This window comes from Acetohalobium arabaticum DSM 5501 (assembly GCF_000144695.1).
GTDB lineage: Bacteria > Bacillota > Halanaerobiia > Halobacteroidales > Acetohalobiaceae > Acetohalobium > Acetohalobium arabaticum.
Genome location: NC_014378.1, coordinates 1751775 through 1771168, shown reverse-complemented (window position 1 = coordinate 1771168; position 19394 = coordinate 1751775). Strand labels below are relative to the sequence as shown.

Sequence of the window (19394 nt, the reverse complement as noted above, 5' to 3'; positions counted from 1 at the left end):
ATAAAATTAAATTGATATATTGTTGCAGTTTAGAGTTGATATCTTGCAAACGCTCCGAAAATCAGCTCAATCAATTAGTAATAAATTAACTTTATAGCTACGGTTTAAAGATCCTACTTTATATGATACTTACCTTCTTTTTAGGGCTGCTTTAAAGTCGCTTGTTGCAAGATATCAACTAATTATGCAAAATTATCTGAGGAAGCGTTTAAAACCAGATCAATGAAATTTCTGTGCTGTAATACCGCAAATAGTCAATATGTGCTTACAGCAACTTTCATTGGTGATAGCCATAGCGATATATCTATTACAAATAGTCAACATTTCTCTGGAGCGACTCTTAAAACTGGTCCGGAGCTATGGACGGCGGAGGACCAGTTTTTGAGAGTGAGTGAGACAGGACGTCGAACGAATGGCAAGCGTAAGAGATTTGTTGACTATAATCTGCAATATCATTAAAGTGACACAATATATCAATATTTTTTAAAAGTAGTAGATTTAAATTCACAGAAGAGTAGTTGATAGTCTATTATGTTCTTAAAAATGACTTTAATGAGTCTGTACAGTAGTTAGTATTGATTAAAGAAAGGGATTTTAAAATTATTAAGGAAATAGAATAGGAGATGAATCAATAATTAAAGACTGGAGTGATAAATATGGAACGGTTACAGAAAGTAATGTCGCAAGCAGGAGTAGCTTCTAGAAGAAAGAGTGAAGATATCATTACTGCTGGTCGAGTTGAAGTTAATGGAGAAGTGGTTACTGAGTTAGGTACGAAGGTTGATCCTGAGCAGGATACTATCAAGGTTGATGGTCAACAAATAAAGCGGGAGAAGTTAGTATATCTGCTGTTGAATAAACCCCAAGGCTATATAACTACTGTTGATGATCCTCATAATCGTAGGACAGTCATTGATTTAATCCAAGATGTAAGCCAAGCTGTCCATCCTGTTGGTAGACTGGATAAAGATACGGAAGGATTATTACTGCTTACTAATGATGGAGATTTAACTTATGCTCTAACCCATCCTAGCCATGGAATTGATAAAACTTATATGGCTACAGTAAAAGGAGTTCCTAATCAGAGTAAAATAGAGGCTTTAGAGAAAGGAATAAAGCTAAAGGACGGCTGGACTGCTCCAGCAGAGGCAAAATTAGTAGCTGAGTTAGCCGAGAGAGCAGTTGTTTCACTGACGATTCATGAAGGTAGAAAGCATCAGGTGAAGAGAATGTTAAAGTCAGTAGGTCATCCGGTAGAAGAGTTGAAGCGGATTAAATTTGGTCCATTGGATTTAACCGGATTATCACCTGGAGAATATAGACACCTAACCAATTCAGAGATAAAAGAATTAAAAGCAGTCGAAGATAGAGTAACTGCAGCAGAAAATTAGAAAGGGGCTGGAGTAATGAAGAAGAGACATTATATAATTCCTATCTTTGTGCCCCATCAAGGCTGTCCCCATGACTGTGTTTTCTGTAATCAGCGGGAGATTACTGGTTTCCAAGAAGATATGACTCCTAAGAAGGCAGCAAGAATAATTGAAGAATACTTAAGCACTATGAATAAGGAGAATAGTAAAATAGAAATTGCCTTCTACGGCGGCAGCTTTACCGGATTAGAAATTAAGGAGCAGACTCAATTACTGGAAGTAGCCTATAAATACTGCCAAGAAGGTATAGTTGATAATCTGCGTCTTTCTACCCGACCGGATTATATTGATCGGGAAATTCTAAATAATTTAGCTAAATATAATGTGCAGATAATAGAACTAGGAGTTCAATCACTGGCTGATAAGGTTCTGCAGGCTTCCTGCCGGGGCCATACGCCAGAAGATGTATTCAAGGCAAGCCGGTTGATTAAAAAGTTTGGCTTTGAGCTTGGAATCCAATTAATGCCTGGACTGCCTAAATCAACTCAGGAAAGTATGTTCTATAGTGTCCAACAGGCTATTGGTTTAACACCTGATTTGGTTAGAATCTATCCTACATTAGTAATTGGCGGGACTAAATTAGCTGAGTCATATTCTGAAGGTGAATTTACTCCTTTAACTTTACAGGAAGCAGTAGAAATCTGTAAAGAGGAGTTGAAATTATTTAGGAGCAGGGGAATTCCTGTAGTCAGAATCGGTCTGCAGCCTTCTTCTGGTGTCAATAAAGAGGCAGTGATAGCCGGACCTTTCCATCCGGCTTTTAGGCAATTAGTTGAATCAAATTTGGTACTGGATAGGATTAAGGCTTATTTAGGTGCTAAAGTAGATGAGCCTCAGTTAACTTTTAGAGTAAATTCTAGATTCAATTCAGTATTGAGAGGACAGAAGAATAATAATCTTAAGGCTTTACAGGAAGAGTATGGAATTAAAATAGAAGTAGAAGTGGATAATGATTTAGACTATAGAGAGATCCTGATTGCTGAAAGAAAACAGATAATTTAATGCATAAATATTATTTTAAATAAAAAACGTTGCTAAAGAAGGATTTTTTTTACTTTTGATGAATATTATAAGTGCCGGAATTATTATACATATAATATAGGATAACTAAAATCTAATTCAAATCAAAAAGATAAAGGAGGAGAAAATATGGAAGTATTAAAGATAGCATCCGATTCAAAACCTAAATCAGTTGCTGGGGCACTAGCAGCAGTTTTAAGAGACGAAGGTAAGGCTGAACTTCAGGCTATAGGAGCAGGAGCAGTTAATCAGGCGGTTAAAGCAATTGCTATTGCACGAGGATTTGTAGCACCTAGTGGAGTAGATCTGGTATCTATTCCGGCATTTGCTGAGATAGAGATCGATGGCGAAGAGCGGACGGCGATTAAATTTATAGTAGAGCCAAGATAGAGTTTGAAGACTAGGATTGAATTTTAAAGCTTTTAATAGCCTACCTATTATTTATATAGATATCTATATAAATAATAGGTAGGCTTTGCTTATTTAAATAGTAGCATTTCTTTTTGGATAAATCTATGATACAATAATATTCAGTGTAATGTAATTTGAGTTGTTAGTTGGCAGGGAGGTTTTGGTTTTGCATTTAAAGAAGATCGAGATGCATGGTTTTAAGTCCTTTGCTGAAGAGGTAAAGGTGGAGTTTGAACCGAATATCACGGCTGTTTTAGGTCCTAACGGCAGCGGTAAAAGCAATATTGCTGATGCTATTAGATGGGTATTAGGAGAACAGAGTGCTAAGTCACTGCGCGGTAGTAAGATGGAAGATGTTATCTTTGCCGGCAGCAGTCAGCGGAAACCGATGGGAATTGCAGAAGTAACATTGACTTTGGATAATAGCAATGGCCAGCTGCCGATAGATTATAATGAAGTAACATTGGGTAGAAGAGTTACCCGGTCTGGAAAGAGTGAATACTTAATTAATAATTCTGTCTGTCGGCTAAAGGATATTGAAGAATTAATTATGGGTACAGGCTTAGGAACGGAAGCTTATTCTATTATAGGTCAAGGTAAAGTTGATGAAATTTTAAGTAGCAAGGCTACTGAGCGGCGATTAATCTTTGAAGAAGCAGCTGGAATTACTAAACATAAACAGAGGAAGAAGGAAGCTAGCCGCAAATTAGAAAAGACAGAACAGGATCTTAACCGGGTTAATGATATTATAGGGGAATTAGAAAAGCGGGTAGGACCGCTGGAAAAAGAAGCTAAGAAGGCTCGAAAGTATAAAAAATATTATGAAGAACTAAAGGGATTAGAAGTAAATCTCTTATTAAATAAATATAGCGAAATAGAAGCTGAATTAACGGAAGTAATCGAAACTCGAACCAGATTTGAAGATAAAATAAGTCAGGTTAAGGCTCAGGTAGCTGAATTTGACTCTAAAGAAGAAGAATTAAACTTGGAATTGGACAAGGCTATTGAAGCAATTAGTCTGAATAAAGATGAGATTTATCAGACAGAAAGCGATATTGAGCGGATTAACAATAAATTAGAGATTATTAAAGAAAAGAGAAATAATGCTGATTATAGAATAAACCAACTGGAGAATGAAATCAAAGATTTAAGAGATGAAATAAAAGATTTGAAAAGAACTGAAAAGGAAAATCAAAAGAAATTAAAGACAACAGAGAACAGATTACAGGAAAAGCAAGAAGAGTTGAAGACGGCTGAGGAAGAGTTAGCAGCTGTAACTGATAGATTAGAGGAAAAGGAAGGAAGTAAGGATTCGGCTGAGGAGGACAAGCTGGAGTATCTAAACCGTATTAATAAGAAGCAGAATCAGGTAACAAATCTTACACGTCAGATTAAAGATATTAAAGAAGAGAAGAAAGAAAAGCAGGAAGAGATAACAGAGATAGAAGCAAATATTGCTGCAGCCAAGACTGAATTGGATGAATTAACTGCGGAAATATCAGCTATAGAGGATGATTTAGAAACTGAAGAGGAAGCAGTAACAGCAAAGAAAGAGCAAGAGGAAGAATTAGAAACTAGGTTGCAGAAACTGCAGGATGAATATAATCAACTTGACTCGAAGCGGAATAATTACCAATCTAAACTGGATGTATTGGAGAATATGCAGCAGAAGTATCAGGGATACTATCGCGGAGTTAAGAATGTTTTGCAGTATCATCAGGATAATCCTGAGTTTGCTCAGCTATATGGAGTAGTAGCGGAATTATTGGAAGTGCCCAAAGAGTTTGAAATAGCAATTGAGACTGCTTTAGGAAGTAGGCTCCAGAATGTTGTAGTGGCTACCGAAGAGGATGCTAAAGAAGCAATTAATTATTTAAAAAGAGAGAAGGCTGGACGGGCTACCTTTCTGCCACTTAATTTAGTTGATCCCCGCAGTCTGCGCCAGAGGGAAGAAGAAGCGCTAGAAGTTAAAGGAGCTTTGGGAATAGCGGCTGACTTGATTGATTATCAAGATAAATTCAGTCCGGTGGTTAAAAACTTATTAGGTAGAATAATAATAGCTGATAATATAGATGCGGCAGTTACTATTTCCAAAAAGACGGGACAGAGAGTAAAAGTAGTTACTTTAGAAGGAGAAGTTGTTAATCCCGGCGGTTCAATGACAGGCGGAAGTTCACAGAATAAAAATGCTGATTTATTAGGGCGCAGCCGACAGATTGAGGAGTTATCTGATAGGATAGATGGGTTAAATCAGAAGTTAGAGACTTTAAAAGAAGAAGGGATTTCAGTTAAAGATAGATTAGTTTCGCTTACTGAAAGGAAAGAAGAACAACAGGAAGCAGTTCATCAACTGGATTTGGATTTAACCAGCAAGCGCAAAGATTATCAGCAGCTTAAAGAGGAGATTGAACGATTAGAGACTGACAGGAAGCAGCTGAATAATTATCTCAACGTTCTAGATAAAGAATTAAGTTCTCTAAAGAATGAAAAAGAGGATATAAGCAGTCAACTTGCTGATTTGACTGATGGTAATCAGGATATTGAAGGAATAATTACTTCTATTGAAGAAGAAATTGAAAGAATTGAAGCTAAAAAGGAAGAGTATAATGAAGAGATTACTGACATAAAGGTTAAGATAGCTTCCATTGAACAGGAGAAGAATAACTTAAAACAGGAAGCTGATCGGTTACAGGACCAGATTCAGAAAGCTGAATCGGGAATTAGCAATAAAAAGAGTGAAATTGAAGAATTAAGAAAAAGAAAGGAAAAGTTAGCTGATCAGAAGATAGATTTTAGGGAAGACCAGAATGAATTAAAGCAGCAGAAGAAAGAATTAGAAGCCAAACTGGCTGATTTAAAAGAAAAGAAGGAAGGCCTTACAGCTGAAATTAAAGAGATTAAAGAGAAGTCACAAGGGATTAGGAAGGAATTAGAGGAAATCCAGACAGAACATAATGAATATGAAGTAAAAGAAGCCCAGTTGGAGATGGAGTTAGAAAGTATAGAAGAGAAATTAGTTGACAGTTATGAAGTAGAAATAGAAGCTGAGATAGATGATAGAGAGCCGATTGAAGATTATGAAGTAGTGGAGGAGAGAATCGAAGAATTAAAGTCGGCTATTGATGAGCTAGGCCATGTAAATTTAGGTGCTATTGAAGAGTATGAAACCTTAAAAGAGAGGTTTAGCTTTATGAAAGAACAGCATGCTGATTTAATTGAAGCCCGCAATTCACTTACAGAGGTCATTAATAAGATAGAGAGCAGAATGGAGAAGAAATTTAAAGAGACTTTTGATGAGATAAAGATGAAGTTTGAAGAGGTGTTTACTGAATTATTCGGCGGCGGACAGGCTGAATTAAAGTTAGAAGATCCTGATAATCTGCTGGAGACGGGAATCGAGATTAATGCCCAACCTCCTGGTAAAAAACTGCAGAAATTATCCTTAATGTCGGGTGGTGAAAAGGCACTTACAGCTATTGCTTTATTATTTGCTTTATTGAAGGTAAGGCCTAGTCCTTTTTATATTCTGGATGAGATAGATGCTCCACTAGATGAAGCCAATGTAGATCGGTTTACTGATTTTCTGCAGAATCTATCCTCATTATCTCAGTTCATCGTTATTACCCACCGCAAGGGGACAATGAAAGCAGCAGATGCTTTATATGGCGTTACAATGCAGGAGTCAGGCGTATCTGAGTTAGTATCACTTAAGTTAACTGAACTGGCTAGTTAGAGACAGCTTATAATTAGGTAGAATTAGGAAAGAATAATGCTAAAGGAGGAGTAAGTTTGCAGGTTAAAGGAATAGCTAAAAGTATAGTAGATAAGTTAGTGAACAGAAGTATTGAATTAAGCCAAGGAAGGTCAGCAGGAGCTTTAGGACTTATAAATCAGGATGGTTATATAGATGCTCTGTCTGAAATTGTAAATGGGGGACTTTCAGGTCTGCCTTATCGCCAATTATTAAGCAAGGTAGTTACAACTGCAGGAAAGTCATTAATAGAAGTGGTGAATCAGCTGCCGGATAATGCAGTCTTAATTTCTACTAATCCAGGAAAGACGGGTTTAATTACCAGTACAAGCGGAATTAACACTCTTAATCTACCGGTTGTTAGTATCGGTGTTAAGCAGTTATCTCTAGCGGGAGTAGGGATTCTTTATCCCAAAAGTGAATATTTTGATCTGGCCACTGAGTCGGAAAAGATTGAACTTAAGAAGTTAGCAGCTAGAGATATGGATGAAGAGCGAGAGATACTTAAGGAATCTTCAAAATTAAAGCTGAATTTTCTTGATATCAGTGAAGAACTGGAAGTAATAGAGATAGAAGAAAGACCATTTTCTATTTCGATTAAATCAGATGAAGAGTGGCATCTGCCGCGGCTTGAAGTGGATTCTATAGATAAAGACTTCGTAGCTGAGTTAGTCGATAAATCCACATCAATAGAACAGGGACGGGAAGTTGCTGCTATGGGTGTGATAGAAGATGGAACTGTAGTTCAAAGCGGAGACTTAGTAGTCGGTGGAATGGGATATATTCCTTCCCGACTGTTAGCCAGCGGATATACTGATATTAGTGGGATTTCACTGCGTCAGGCTTATAATAAAGAGGTTCCGCATAATGCTGTTGTAGTCCATACTCATCCCGGAGGTACAGGAGTAATGCACCGCGGTGATGCTATGGCTGGTCCCGGTATGTGGGGACGTCCGGTAATTGCTATTGGCCATGATAAAGCTGGTGAAGTAAAAGGAGCTACTGTAATTGAGATGCAGAGTGAAGTAACAGATCTAGCTGAGGAAGCTGAAAAGGTAGGCCAGAAGTATTATGAAGCCCAGACACCTGAGGAAGAAGCAGAGATTAGAAAGAGGAGATTTGGTATTGTCCAGGAGTATACTGACCTATGTAAACCAATTGAAATAGAATAGAGGATAAGGAGGAGAGCTTTATGTTCAAAAAGTTATTCGGCAGAAGCAAAAAAGGGGAAGATGAAGACCAAAAACAGCCTCAGAATCAAGCAGAAGCTGAGGATGAAGAGGTAGAGAAGGAAGAGAATAATACAGATACTGGCGGTGTATTTAATAGATTAGAGACTCATAATCCTGATGAGCTAGAAGATGAAGACACGAGTGAGACTGAAGATGAAGGGGGGTTCTTCTCTCGGCTTAAGGATGGACTTTCGAAGACTAGAAATTCTTTTGTTTCGCAAGTGCAGAATTTGTTTACCGGACGAAGTAGTATTGATGAAGAACTTTATGAAGAATTAGAAGAAATCTTAATTCAGGCTGATGTTGGTGTCCATACTACGATGGGACTAGTAGATGAGTTACGGACTATAGCTGAAGAAGAAGGAATTAAAGATCCGTCTAAATTACATAATGTCTTTAAAGAGCAGCTAGAAGATATTTTAGATAGAGGTGCAGATGACGTTTATGATAACCATCGGTTAACAATATTGATGGTAGTGGGAGTTAACGGCGTCGGTAAAACAACAACTATCGGTAAGATTGCTCTCAGGGCTAAACAGAACAGCCAGGATGTTCTGCTGGCAGCCGGTGATACCTTTAGAGCTGGAGCAATTGAGCAGTTGGAGGCCTGGGGAACTGAAGTAGGAGTTGATATTATTTCCCATGAAGCAGGGGCTGATTCGGCAGCTGTAGCCTATGATGCTGTTCAGGCAGCTAAGGCCCGGGATAAGGATCTTTTAGTGGTAGATACAGCCGGCCGGCTCCATACGCAGGATAATTTAATGGAAGAATTAAAGAAGGTGCACCGAATTATCGACCGTGAGGCTGAGGATGCTCGAGTAGAAGTATTATTGGTACTTGATGCAACTACTGGCCAGAATGCTATCTCTCAGGCTGAGATGTTTGATAAGGCTGTTGATGTAGATGGTATTGCTCTTACTAAGTTAGATGGAACAGCAAAGGGCGGCATTATTCTGGCTGTTAAGGAAGAGTTAGGGATTCCGGTTAAATTAATCGGCGTGGGAGAAGATGTGGAAGACCTACAGGACTTTGAGCCTGATGCATTCATTGATGCGTTATTTGCAGAGTGAAAATTATCCTTGACAAAGAAAGAGGATTACGTTATACTATCATCTGTAAAGTTTTTTTACTTGACAGGTAGTGTAGGTGATTTAGTTGTTAGAACGTACAGTTAGAGTAGGAATTCTATTTGATTTTTATGGTGAGCTGTTGACTGATAGACAGCAGGAAATGGTCAGACTTTATTTCTATCATGATCTATCTTTAGGAGAAGTGGCTGAGGAGTGTGAAATCAGCCGGCAGGCTGTTTATGATAATCTCCAGCGGGCAGAAAAGATACTGGAAGATTATGAAAAGAAGTTAGGGTTGGTAGCCAGATATAAATATATTCAGCAACAGGTTGATGATTTAACGGAAGTAGTAGACCGGATTGCTCAAGAAATTGGTGATGAGAGTTTAGAGAAATTACAGCAGATTATTGATAATTTAAGTGCTGAAAATTAGGAGGGACTAATGTGATCTTTGAAGGTTTAGCTGATAAATTACAGGATACCTTTGATAAGCTGCGCGGGAAAGGGAAGTTATCTGAAAAAGATGTGAAGTCTGCTCTGAGAGAAGTTAAACTGGCTTTATTAGAAGCTGATGTTAACTTCAAAGTAGTTAAGAATTTCATCAGTGATATAGAGGAGCGGGCAGTAGGCAAGGAAGTAATGGATAGCTTAACGCCGGCCCAACAGGTAATTAAGATTGTTAATGAGGAATTGACTGATTTGATGGGGGGGACCCAGAGTAAATTAAGTATAGCTTCTGATCCTCCGACGGTAATTATGTTAGTTGGACTGCAGGGTGCTGGTAAGACAACTACTGTTGGTAAGTTAGCTAAACATCTTCATAAGAATGGCCGTAGACCTTTATTGGTAGCAGGCGATGTCTATCGTCCGGCAGCAATTAAGCAGTTGCAGGTTTTAGGTGAGAGGCTGGATCAACCGGTCTTCTCTATGGGTGATAAGCAGGATCCTGTCGATATTGCTAAAGCAGGAGTCAGTCATGCTGAGTCCAATGGTCGGGATGTAGTTATTATAGATACAGCCGGACGGCTCCATATAGATGAAGAATTGATGGGTGAGCTAAAAGATATTAAAGCAGCTGTTAATCCGCAGGAGATTCTGTTAGTTGTTGATGCTATGACAGGACAGGATGCTGTTAATGTAGCAGAAAGTTTCGATGATGCCTTAGGAGTTGATGGTATTACTTTAACTAAGTTAGACGGTGATGCCCGCGGTGGAGCGGCGCTTTCAATCCGAAAAGTAACCGGACGGCCGATTAAGTTTGTCGGTACCGGTGAAAAGTTAGATGATCTGGAGCCATTCCATCCGGACCGAATGGCATCAAGAATTCTGGGCATGGGTGATATGCTGAGCCTGATTGAGAAGGCTGAAGAGAATATTGATGCCGAAAAGGCTAAAGAGTTGGAGGAGAAGCTGAGGAAAGAGGAGTTTACTCTGGATGACTTTTTAGACCAGATGAGTCAGATTCGGAATATGGGCCCCTTGGATCAGATAATGGATATGATTCCGGGTATGGGTAAGATCAAGCAGTTGGATAACCTGGATATGGGTGAAGAGCATCTAGACCAGATTGAAGCAATTATAAGCTCTATGACGACTGAGGAAAAAAGAGATCCAAGCATCATCAACGGCAGCCGCCGCCGTAGAATTGCTAATGGCAGCGGAACTGAAGTGCAGGATGTAAACCGTCTTTTAAAACAGTTTAAGCAGGCCCAAAAGATGATGAAGCAGCTTAATGATATGCAGCAAGGCATGGGCGGTGGAGGCGGTGGCCTCGGCGGTCTTGGTAATAAGTTTCCTTTCATGTAAATAGATATTTTTCATTAATTAGAGGAGGTGATGAAGATGGCAGTTAAGATTAGATTGAGAAGAATGGGAGCTAATAGAGATGCTTCTTATAGATTAGTAGTTGCTGATTCTCGTGATTCACGTGATGGCAGGTTTATTGAGGAATTAGGCCATTATGATCCAACTACAGAACCTGAAACTGTTGATATTAAACAGGAGAAAGCATTAGAATGGCTGCAGAATGGAGCTAAGCCTTCTAGTACTGTTAAGAACTTGTTTAAAGATCAAGGTATTATGGAGAAGTTTGATGAGCTAAAGAATAAGTAACCTCACTGCTTGAGGAGGTGGCTGGGAGAATGAAGGAATTAGTAGAACTAATTGCCCGTAACATAGTTGATAACCCAGAAGAAGTAAATGTTAACCAGGTTGAAGGTTCTAAATCTGTCATCCTTGAACTGCAGGTTGCCGAGGAAGATATGGGTAAGGTAATCGGTAAGCAAGGAAGGATTGCTAAAGCAATTCGAACAGTAGTCAAAGCAGCAGCTACTAAAGAAGGCAAACGAGTTATTGTAGAGATTATTCAATAGAATTGAGTGCTGTCTAAAAGGGCTAGAGTTTAACTCTAGCTCTTCTCTATTATAGAAGACAATGAAAAAGAGGTGGTTAGAGTGGACGAGGAATTGATCGATATTGGAAAGATTACTAGACATCAGGGCAATAAAGGAGAAGTAAGAGTGCTTCCATTAACTGATTATCCGGAGCGGTTTGAGTTTTTAGAACGGGCTATTTTAGTTAAAGATAATAAGAAAGAAGAAGTAATTGTTGAGGATATGAGGTATCACAAGCAGTTTATTGTACTTAAGTTTGCAGAATTTGATGATATCGGAACTGCTATTGAACATAAAGACTTTATGGTTAAGATTCCTGAATCGGAAGCGATTGAATTACCTGAAGGCCACTATTATTTGCATGAGATTATAGATTTAAAGGTAGTTACTGTTGACGGCCAAAATCTAGGAAAAGTGACGGATATTCTGGAGACAGGCAGTAATGATGTCTATGTAGTACAGTCAGGAAGTAAGGAACATTTGATTCCTGGGACTAAAGAAGTTATCAAACAGATTGATCTTGAAGCTAAAGAAATGGTAATTAAGCCGATTAAAGGATTGATTTAAATGCTTAAGTTTCATATTTTGACTATTTTTCCGGAGATGTTTACTGGGCCGTTGAATGAAAGCATTTTAAAGCGGGCCCAGAATGAGGAATTAATCAAGATAGATATTACTGATATCCGCAGTTTTGCCCAGAATAAACATAATAATGTTGATGATGCTCCTTACGGCGGTGGTGCCGGCATGGTAATGAAGCCGGAGCCGATCTTTAGAGCTGTTGAGGATGTTGAAAGTGATGAAAGTAAGGTAATCTTTCTCTCTCCTCAGGGGAAGACTTTTGATCAAAAGATAGCTAAAGAATTAGCTGAGGAGGAGCATTTAGTTCTACTCTGTGGTAGATATGAAGGAGTAGATGAACGAGTGAGAAAAGAGGTGGTTGATGAAGAAATATCTATCGGTGATTATGTCTTAACCGGTGGAGAATTATCGGCTATGGTAGTGATCGATGCTGTAGCTCGCATGATACCTGGAGTATTAGGAACCCACCAGTCAGCTGTAGAGGATTCATTCTACCATGGTATTTTGGATTATCCTCATTATACTCGCCCCCGTAAATACCGCAGTCTGGAAGTACCGGAAGTTCTTTTAAGCGGTGATCATCAGAAAATAGCTGATTGGCGTAAGAAGCAGGCATTGAAGCGGACCTTGCTGCGCCGTCCGGATCTTTTGGAGGAAGTCGAGTTATCAGATGAAGAAAGAGAGTTATTAAGTAATATAAAAAAAGAGTTGGACAAGTAGGAGGTGGCAGTAATTTCAGAAATCTATTTAAGTCTCATACATAATCCTGTTTATAATAAGAATATGGAAGTTATCACTACTACAGTGACGAATTTTGATCTGCATGATATTGCCCGGGTTAGTCGAACTTATAACTTAGATAAATATTATATTGTTAATCATCTTGATTCCCAGCAGGAATTTGTCAAAAAGATGCAGAATTACTGGAGTAGTGACTTTGGTGCTGAATATAATTCTGACCGGCAGGAGGCTTTTAAAGTAGTTGAAATTAAGCCGGATCTAGAAGCAGTACTCAATGAGATAGAAGCTGAAACGGGAAAAGAGCCTGTAGTGATTGCTACTGATGCCCGTAAGTATGAGAATACTATTGGTTATAAAGATTTGAGAGATGATATTGCTACAGATCAGCGTCCTTATTTAATTCTTTTAGGTACTGGCTGGGGTTTAACACAAGAGGTAATTGAAGAAGCTGATTATATTTTAGAACCGATTTATGGCAGAGGTGATTATAACCATTTATCAGTCCGCAGTGCTGCTTCGATTATTCTGGATAGATTAGTTGGTGAAGAATGGTGGAGATAAATTTTAGCTATTGCTTGTAATTAACCGACGTCTGTGTTATAATATGCTCTGTATGAATAGAGGCGGTCCTCTATTTTATTATAAAATATGAACGTCCAATGGAAGGAGGGAGTTTGATGGAAGAACTACTTAAAGCTGTAGAAGAAGATAATATGAAAGATAATATTCCTGATTTTCAATCTGGAGATACAGTATCTGTCCACGTAAAGGTTGAAGAAGGCGGAGCTGAAAGAATCCAGTTGTTTGAAGGAATTGTTATTCAACGTAAAGGTGGAGGAGTTAGAGAAACTTTTACTGTACGTAAGATTTCTCACGGTGTTGGTATTGAACGAATCTTCCCGGTTCATTCGCCTAAGATTGATAAGATTGAAATTGTTAAGCGGGGAGATGTTAATCGTTCTAAGCTGTTTTATCTTCGCCAGCGGCGCGGTAAGAATGCTCGAGTTAAAGAGAAGCGTGAAGCCAAAGAAGAAGTATAATAATGATTATAAGGGAGAGGACCGGCTGCAGGCCTGTCCTCTTTTATATATCTTTATATTTTGAAAGGATGAAAATAGCCGATGGGAATTTCAAAGGCAGATTTTAAGGAGTACTTAGAAGCAGTAGTTATTGCTATTATCTTATCTTTTTTGATTATTACCTTTATTGTTCAGGCATTTTTTATTCCTTCAGGTTCGATGCAGCCTACATTAAAACCTGGTGATCGAATCTTTGTTAATAAATTCATCTATCATTTCCAAGCTCCTCAGCGTTTTGATATCATTGTCTTTAAGTATCCTGTTGACCCTCATAAAAAATTCATTAAGCGGGTAATTGGTTTACCTGGTGATACAGTAAAGATTCTTGAGGGTACAGTCTATGTTAATGGAGAGCCACTTAAAGAAGATTATACTTTAAATCAAGGCTATAGCGATTATCATAAGATTAAAGTTCCGCCTAATAACTATTTTGTTTTAGGTGATAACCGCAATAATAGTGAGGATAGTCGATTCTGGGGCTTTGTACCCCGCGAGAATATAGTAGGCAAGGCTTTGTTTAGATTCTGGCCGATTACTAGAATAGGAACAATTAATTAAAAGCAGGTGGCAGAGATGATAAACTGGTATCCCGGTCATATGGCTAAAGCTAAAGAAAAGTTAAATAGAATAAAGTATAATTGATATATTGTTGCAGTTTAGAGTTGATATCTTGCAAACGCTCCGAAAATCAGCCCTGATTAATTAGCAATAAATTAATCTTATAGCTACAGTTTGAATCCCTACTTTATATGTTAATTATTTTCTCTTATGGGGCTGCTTTAAAGTCGCTTGTTGCAAGATATCAACAATAAAATTGTGCAAAATAATCTGAGGAAGCGTTAAAAACCAACCCAATGAAATTTCTGTGCTGTAACCACAGCCTGGAAATTTCTCCGTATATGTTTACAGCAACTCTCATTAGAAATAATCACAGCAATGTGTTTTATTATCAATAGTCAATATGTGTCCAGAGCGACTTTTAAAACTGGCCCGGAATCATGGACGATGGAGGGCCAGTTTTTGACAGTGAGCGAAACAGGATGTTGAGCGAACGACAAGCGGCGGATACATATTGACTATCACTGCAATATCTTGAAACTGCAACAATATATCAATAAAGAGTAAGTTAATTAAAAAAGTATATCAAGTTGATATACATCTGGAGTGAAACAAATATGCAAGTATCAGAAATGACGATTAAAGAGCTAAAAGCTGAATTAGAGAAGATGGAACTGACGGCAGTTTCTGAAGAATTACTAGCTGAACTAACAGCTGATTCCCGCAAAGGTGTTCAGCAGTTGGCTAAACGTTACCAGCGTAAGAAGCAGCGGGTAGCTCAAAAGAAAGAGAAGTTTCGGGAAATGAAGCAGTTTGAAGATGATTTAGCTAATAGAGGTTATCAGTTAATCGGCGGTGTAGATGAAGCAGGACGGGGTCCTTTAGCCGGTCCAGTAGCAGCAGCAGTAGTTATTCTGCCGGAGGATATCTGGATGCCTGGGTTGAATGATTCTAAACAGTTATCGGAAGCTAAGAGAGAAGAGTTCTTTGCGAAGTTACAGGAGGAAGCTGTGGATATTGGAGTCGGTCTTGTTGATTCTGACCGCATAGATGAGGTTAATATTCGGAATGCCAATTACCAGGCCATGCGGGAAGCAATTTCTAATTTAGAGCAGACTCCTGATTATCTGTTGGTTGACGGCGAGGAGATTCCAGAAATCGGGATTGAGCAGCGGAGGCTAGTCGACGGCGATCAGCGGAGTGTTTCGATAGCTGCAGCATCGATTATTGCGAAAGTAACCAGAGACCGCATGTTAGTAGAGTATGATCAGGAGTATCCAGAGTATAACTTTGTCCAGCATAAAGGCTATGGAACAGCTGACCATATTGCTGCCCTAGAAGAACACGGTCCCTGTCCGATACATAGGTATTCCTTTAGTAAGGTGAGGGAAGCAGCATTAGGTGAGGACTATTATCTCTTTGAAGAAGGATTAAAGCAAGCGGACTCGATTGATGAATTAGAATCAATTGCTGCCAGCGTAAAAGAATGTGTTGATTTATTATCGGAGTTTGAACTAAAAGAGCTGCGTAATATCTTTTCACAGCGAAGACAGGAGTTAAGGTGAAAGTAGATGAAATTAAAGCAGGGAGATATTCTGAGCGGAATGGTGCTGGAGGTGAAGGCGAAGACGGCGGTGATTAACTTCGGCCATTATGCTTTAGAGGCCAGAGTCTTAACGGAACTGGAAGTAGGTGAGAAGGTTAAGGTCCAGGTTAAAGGTAAGTATAAGAATACTGTTGTTTTAAAAGTATTAAACCGGCATTATGATGGAGAGATCGGTGACAATTCAATAGATGTACGAGTCTGAAGTTATATCTGTTCTGATAGGGATGGATATAACTTTTTTACTCCCTTCTCTCCAACTTTACCGCCGTTCCATAAGCCAAAATTTCTGCTGCTCCGCCCATCACCTGAGAAGTAGTAAACCGTACATTAAGAATAGCATCTGCTTCTAACTCTTCAGCTTCCTGATTCATACGCTCAAAAGCTTCCTCTCTAGCCTCACTGATCATTCCGGTATATTCTTTGACTTCACCGCCTATAAGATTTCTTAGCATAGCTAAAATATCATTTCCAATGTGGCGGGCTCTAATCGTATTACCTCTAACAACTCCTAGAGTTTCTTTAATCTTTCTATAAGCTATCTTATCAGTAGTAGTAATGATCATTTTATTCATCCTTTCAATAGTTGATTTTTAATCATAATTCCATAGACGTTAACTTAAACTAAATTGTGATAAATTGTTGATATATTTCAAAAAGCAACTTAAAGCAGCCCCAAATAAATAAGTTATTAGCATATAAAAAGTAGAATTTTCACTCTATAGTTCTAGACATAATTTATTGCTAATTGATGAGGGCTGATTTTGGCAGCGTTTGAAATATATCAACTTTAAAGTGCAGTATTATATCTAATAAAGAATAAATTAACTAGCAAAATATACATTAAGTTTATGCACGTGATTACAATTTAAAAGAAGCCACCTGTTTCTCCTCCGGATTAAGCGTAGGCTGCCAGATTTCAATACTTTTAGCCGTAGTGGAGATAGGAGATTCAAGCCCATCTAAAACAGAACAGAGTGTATTAAATTCAAAATCAGAAATTTTATTATCTGTAAAGTGATTGTTTACTAAAGTAATATGAAAATTCCAGTCTACATAATCATCTATAGTTGAAAGTCCATTAGTCGAAAGCTGGTTATGGATCTTGTTAGCTAGTTTAACTAGTGCTTGGGTCTCATCTACTTTCAATACTAATGAGTTACTGAGTTTAAAGCATTCAAAATTACTGATAGCAATCGGAACTGGTTGAGTATCTTTAGCTATTTTCTCTAAAATTTTCTTCGCCTGTTGAATTGAGTCTTTATTAATCCGGTCTAAAGTTATATGGAGTTCCGGATACTGACCATCTTCATATAAATTATAATATTCAGCTATACTTTCTTGGATCTTTAAAGCAGGTGTTAAGTCATCATAGTCAAGTGTTAATACGATGAATACTTCTTTATCTAACTCTGCTGGTTCAACCATAGTTTTTCCTCCACTTAAATATAATATTATTATCCTAAATTATAACTTAAATTTCAATATTTATCAAATCCACTGCTTACCTAAATAACATTTTTTAATCTTTTTTTACAAGTTGCAGGAAAAAAATTGATTTAATAGAATTATATCTCATAAAGAGGTGGCAGTAATGGTCAATAAGAAAAAATTAGGACAGCTAGGAGAAGAATTGGCTGCTGAATACTTAAAGGAGTTAGGATATAGTATTATTAACAGAAATTACAGCTGTCGGATTGGCGAATTGGATATCATAGCAGCTAAAGATAATTATTTGGTCTTTGTAGAAGTTAAGACTAAGCAAAACTTCAAATTTGGTACTCCTAGAGAAGAGGTTAATTATCATAAGCAGCAGAAGTTACAGCAGGTGGCCCAATATTATATTAGCCAACATCCAAAGAAGGAAGCAAATTATAGATTCGATGTAATTGGAATTCTATATCAGAGTGAAGATGATTATCAGGTTTCACATATTAAGAATGCTTTTTTGACTTAGAGACCAGCTTAGAAAGGAAGTTTAACGATGATTTCTAAAGTAATTAGCAGTGCAGTATTGGGAATAGAGGCTTATTTAGTTGATGTCGAGATAGATTTAGCCCAGGGGCTGCCCAGTTTCAATTTAGTTGGTCTACCTAACACAGTAGTTAAAGAGTCGCGCGAAAGGGTTAGGGCAGCAATCAAGAATTCCGGCTTTAACTTTCCGGTTAAGAGGATTACAGTTAATTTAGCTCCGGCTGATATCAAAAAAGAAGGAGCAATCTATGATCTGCCGTTGGCTATTGGAATTCTGGCAGCCCAGGAGATAGTAGATGCAGCTAAATTATCTGAATATGTTTTAGTCGGTGAGTTATCCCTTAATGGTGAAGTAAGAGAGATTAATGGAGCGCTGCCGATGGCCCTCAATGTTAAAGAAGAAGGGAAAGAAGGGATTATCTTGCCTGAAGCTAATGCTAACGAAGCAGCAGTGGTTGATGGAATCGATGTTATTCCTGTAACTTCATTGGAGGAAACAATAGAGTTTTTGAATGATGAAGATTTAAATTTTGAAGTTGATCAGGACTATCAACTGGATTTAAATCCGGAGTATAAGATTGATTTTGCGGAAGTAAAGGGCCAACAGGCAGCCAAGCGTGCTCTAGAAGTGGCAGCAGCTGGAGGCCATAATATAATTATGATCGGTCCTCCTGGTTCCGGTAAAACCATGTTAGCCAAAAGATTTCCGACTATTCTGCCTGATTTAACCTTAAAGGAAGCAGTAGAATTAACCAAAATATATAGTATAGTTGGCCTGTTGTCTGAGAATGAATCCTTAATCAACAGGCGTCCTTTTAGAGATCCTCACCATACTACTTCCAATGCAGGTATGATAGGTGGAGGCAGGGTTCCGCAGCCGGGAGAAGTTAGTTTAGCCCATCATGGAGTTTTATTTTTAGATGAATTACCTGAGTTTAACCGCAATGTTCTTGAGGTTTTACGCCAGCCGCTAGAAGAAAGAGAGGTAACTATTTCACGGTCACTGACTACTTTGACCTATCCAGCTAATATAATGTTAATAGCTGCTATGAATCCTTGTCCCTGCGGCTTTCATGGTGATTCTAAACAGGACTGCAGCTGTAGCCACAGGCAGATAGAGAGATATCGCAATAAGGTTTCTGGTCCTTTGCTGGATAGAATTGATATTCATATTGAAGTACCTAGGTTAGAAGCTGAGGTTATTTCCAGTTCTCCTACTGGGGAGACTTCAGCTGAGATCAGACAGCGGGTCAATCAGGCCCGGAAGATTCAGTATGACCGCTTTCATAAGCAGTCTATTATCTGTAATGCTGAAATGAACGGTAAGTTATTAGAAGAGTACTGTATTCTGACTTCAGATAGTAAAGAACTATTACAGCAGGCTATTGAACGGTTGAACTTAAGTGCAAGAGCCTATGATAGAATTTTAAAGTTAGGGCGGACTATAGCAGATTTAGATCAGAAAACTAAGATTGAAGTAGATCATATTGGGGAAGCAATTCAGTACCGTGACCTCGATAGAAAATTATTTGCTAGTTAAATAAAAAAGA

At 38.3% G+C, this 19394-nt stretch carries 21 protein-coding genes; 19 read left to right on the top strand and 2 right to left on the bottom strand.

What is annotated here, in order from left to right:
* The first annotated feature begins 656 nt into the window (after positions 1-656).
* The 17 genes from acear_RS08635 (at position 657) to acear_RS08555 (ending at position 16075) form a co-directional block, all read left to right on the top strand.
* Positions 657-1391: a pseudouridine synthase gene (locus acear_RS08635; RefSeq protein WP_013278626.1), complete on the top strand. Its 735-nt coding sequence runs from the start codon at positions 657-659 to the stop codon at positions 1389-1391.
* A gap of 15 nt (positions 1392-1406) precedes the next feature.
* The gene (locus acear_RS08630) at positions 1407-2432 is read left to right on the top strand and encodes an elongator complex protein 3 (RefSeq protein WP_013278625.1); all 1026 of its coding nucleotides are present in this window, start codon (positions 1407-1409) and stop codon (positions 2430-2432) included.
* A 147-nt stretch (positions 2433-2579) separates the two neighbouring features.
* A complete protein-coding gene (locus acear_RS08625) occupies positions 2580-2840 on the top strand; it encodes a stage V sporulation protein S (protein WP_013278624.1) in 261 nt (86 codons plus the stop codon).
* 187 nt (positions 2841-3027) lie between these two features.
* Positions 3028-6594 (top strand): chromosome segregation protein SMC, encoded by a 3567-nt coding sequence (gene smc, locus acear_RS08620; protein WP_013278623.1) that lies wholly within the window; start codon positions 3028-3030, stop codon positions 6592-6594.
* A gap of 56 nt (positions 6595-6650) precedes the next feature.
* Positions 6651-7784 carry a hypothetical protein gene (locus acear_RS08615; RefSeq protein WP_013278622.1) on the top strand — a complete coding sequence of 378 codons (1134 nt, stop codon included), beginning with the start codon at positions 6651-6653 and terminating at the stop codon, positions 7782-7784.
* Between the two features lie 20 nt (positions 7785-7804).
* Positions 7805-8914 carry a signal recognition particle-docking protein FtsY gene (gene ftsY / locus acear_RS08610; RefSeq protein ID WP_013278621.1) on the top strand — a complete coding sequence of 370 codons (1110 nt, stop codon included), beginning with the start codon at positions 7805-7807 and terminating at the stop codon, positions 8912-8914.
* Positions 8915-8999: 85 nt separating this feature from the next.
* On the top strand, positions 9000-9347 hold the full coding sequence (gene ylxM, locus acear_RS08605) for a YlxM family DNA-binding protein (RefSeq protein WP_013278620.1): 348 nt from the start codon (positions 9000-9002) through the stop codon (positions 9345-9347).
* 11 nt (positions 9348-9358) lie between these two features.
* Entirely contained in the window at positions 9359-10720 is a 1362-nt protein-coding gene (ffh, locus tag acear_RS08600; protein WP_013278619.1) for a signal recognition particle protein, read from the top strand.
* A gap of 36 nt (positions 10721-10756) precedes the next feature.
* On the top strand, positions 10757-11026 hold the full coding sequence (gene rpsP / locus acear_RS08595) for a 30S ribosomal protein S16 (protein ID WP_013278618.1): 270 nt from the start codon (positions 10757-10759) through the stop codon (positions 11024-11026).
* Between the two features lie 29 nt (positions 11027-11055).
* Positions 11056-11286: a KH domain-containing protein gene (locus tag acear_RS08590; protein WP_013278617.1), complete on the top strand. Its 231-nt coding sequence runs from the start codon at positions 11056-11058 to the stop codon at positions 11284-11286.
* Positions 11287-11367: 81 nt separating this feature from the next.
* On the top strand, positions 11368-11874 hold the full coding sequence (gene rimM / locus acear_RS08585) for a ribosome maturation factor RimM (protein ID WP_013278616.1): 507 nt from the start codon (positions 11368-11370) through the stop codon (positions 11872-11874).
* Positions 11875-12609 (top strand): tRNA (guanosine(37)-N1)-methyltransferase TrmD, encoded by a 735-nt coding sequence (gene trmD, locus acear_RS08580; protein WP_013278615.1) that lies wholly within the window; start codon positions 11875-11877, stop codon positions 12607-12609.
* Between the two features lie 3 nt (positions 12610-12612).
* Complete coding sequence (locus acear_RS08575; protein WP_013278614.1) at positions 12613-13191, top strand: RNA methyltransferase; 579 nt, start codon at positions 12613-12615, stop codon at positions 13189-13191.
* Between the two features lie 116 nt (positions 13192-13307).
* Entirely contained in the window at positions 13308-13670 is a 363-nt protein-coding gene (gene rplS, locus acear_RS08570) for a 50S ribosomal protein L19 (protein ID WP_013278613.1), read from the top strand.
* An 81-nt stretch (positions 13671-13751) separates the two neighbouring features.
* Complete coding sequence (lepB, locus tag acear_RS08565; protein ID WP_013278612.1) at positions 13752-14267, top strand: signal peptidase I; 516 nt, start codon at positions 13752-13754, stop codon at positions 14265-14267.
* Positions 14268-14884: 617 nt separating this feature from the next.
* On the top strand, positions 14885-15832 hold the full coding sequence (locus acear_RS08560; RefSeq protein WP_013278611.1) for a ribonuclease HII: 948 nt from the start codon (positions 14885-14887) through the stop codon (positions 15830-15832).
* A 6-nt stretch (positions 15833-15838) separates the two neighbouring features.
* Positions 15839-16075 (top strand): hypothetical protein, encoded by a 237-nt coding sequence (locus tag acear_RS08555; protein WP_013278610.1) that lies wholly within the window; start codon positions 15839-15841, stop codon positions 16073-16075.
* A gap of 37 nt (positions 16076-16112) precedes the next feature.
* Here the strand turns inward: acear_RS08555 and acear_RS08550 are convergent, their stop codons facing one another.
* Together acear_RS08550 and acear_RS08545 are read right to left on the bottom strand one after the other, a co-directional pair.
* A complete protein-coding gene (locus tag acear_RS08550) occupies positions 16113-16436 on the bottom strand; it encodes a YbjQ family protein (protein ID WP_013278609.1) in 324 nt (107 codons plus the stop codon).
* A 295-nt stretch (positions 16437-16731) separates the two neighbouring features.
* Complete coding sequence (locus tag acear_RS08545) at positions 16732-17298, bottom strand: 2'-5' RNA ligase family protein (protein ID WP_013278608.1); 567 nt, start codon at positions 17296-17298, stop codon at positions 16732-16734.
* Positions 17299-17464: 166 nt separating this feature from the next.
* On the opposite strand from acear_RS08545, the gene acear_RS08540 reads away from it, so the two are divergent.
* Positions 17465-17827, top strand: a complete 363-nt coding sequence (locus tag acear_RS08540; protein WP_013278607.1) for a YraN family protein — start codon at positions 17465-17467, stop codon at positions 17825-17827.
* A gap of 27 nt (positions 17828-17854) precedes the next feature.
* Positions 17855-19384, top strand: a complete 1530-nt coding sequence (locus tag acear_RS08535; RefSeq protein ID WP_013278606.1) for a YifB family Mg chelatase-like AAA ATPase — start codon at positions 17855-17857, stop codon at positions 19382-19384.
* Positions 19385-19394 lie beyond the last annotated feature (10 nt).

What these genes read in the sequence shown, in the direction of transcription:
- acear_RS08635 (WP_013278626.1), top strand. Translation starts at nt 657, where the DNA reads ATGGAACGGTTACAGAAAGTAATGTCGCAAGCAGGAGTAGCTTCTAGA.
- acear_RS08630 (WP_013278625.1), top strand. Translation starts at nt 1,407, where the DNA reads ATGAAGAAGAGACATTATATAATTCCTATCTTTGTGCCCCATCAAGGC.
- acear_RS08625 (WP_013278624.1), top strand. Translation starts at nt 2,580, where the DNA reads ATGGAAGTATTAAAGATAGCATCCGATTCAAAACCTAAATCAGTTGCT.
- ftsY (WP_013278621.1), top strand. Translation starts at nt 7,805, where the DNA reads ATGTTCAAAAAGTTATTCGGCAGAAGCAAAAAAGGGGAAGATGAAGAC.
- rpsP (WP_013278618.1), top strand. Translation starts at nt 10,757, where the DNA reads ATGGCAGTTAAGATTAGATTGAGAAGAATGGGAGCTAATAGAGATGCT.
- acear_RS08590 (WP_013278617.1), top strand. Translation starts at nt 11,056, where the DNA reads ATGAAGGAATTAGTAGAACTAATTGCCCGTAACATAGTTGATAACCCA.
- trmD (WP_013278615.1), top strand. Translation starts at nt 11,875, where the DNA reads ATGCTTAAGTTTCATATTTTGACTATTTTTCCGGAGATGTTTACTGGG.
- rplS (WP_013278613.1), top strand. Translation starts at nt 13,308, where the DNA reads ATGGAAGAACTACTTAAAGCTGTAGAAGAAGATAATATGAAAGATAAT.
- lepB (WP_013278612.1), top strand. Translation starts at nt 13,752, where the DNA reads ATGGGAATTTCAAAGGCAGATTTTAAGGAGTACTTAGAAGCAGTAGTT.
- acear_RS08560 (WP_013278611.1), top strand. Translation starts at nt 14,885, where the DNA reads ATGCAAGTATCAGAAATGACGATTAAAGAGCTAAAAGCTGAATTAGAG.
- acear_RS08555 (WP_013278610.1), top strand. Translation starts at nt 15,839, where the DNA reads ATGAAATTAAAGCAGGGAGATATTCTGAGCGGAATGGTGCTGGAGGTG.
- acear_RS08550 (WP_013278609.1), bottom strand. Translation starts at nt 16,436, where the DNA reads ATGATCATTACTACTACTGATAAGATAGCTTATAGAAAGATTAAAGAA.
- acear_RS08545 (WP_013278608.1), bottom strand. Translation starts at nt 17,298, where the DNA reads ATGGTTGAACCAGCAGAGTTAGATAAAGAAGTATTCATCGTATTAACA.
- acear_RS08540 (WP_013278607.1), top strand. Translation starts at nt 17,465, where the DNA reads ATGGTCAATAAGAAAAAATTAGGACAGCTAGGAGAAGAATTGGCTGCT.
- acear_RS08535 (WP_013278606.1), top strand. Translation starts at nt 17,855, where the DNA reads ATGATTTCTAAAGTAATTAGCAGTGCAGTATTGGGAATAGAGGCTTAT.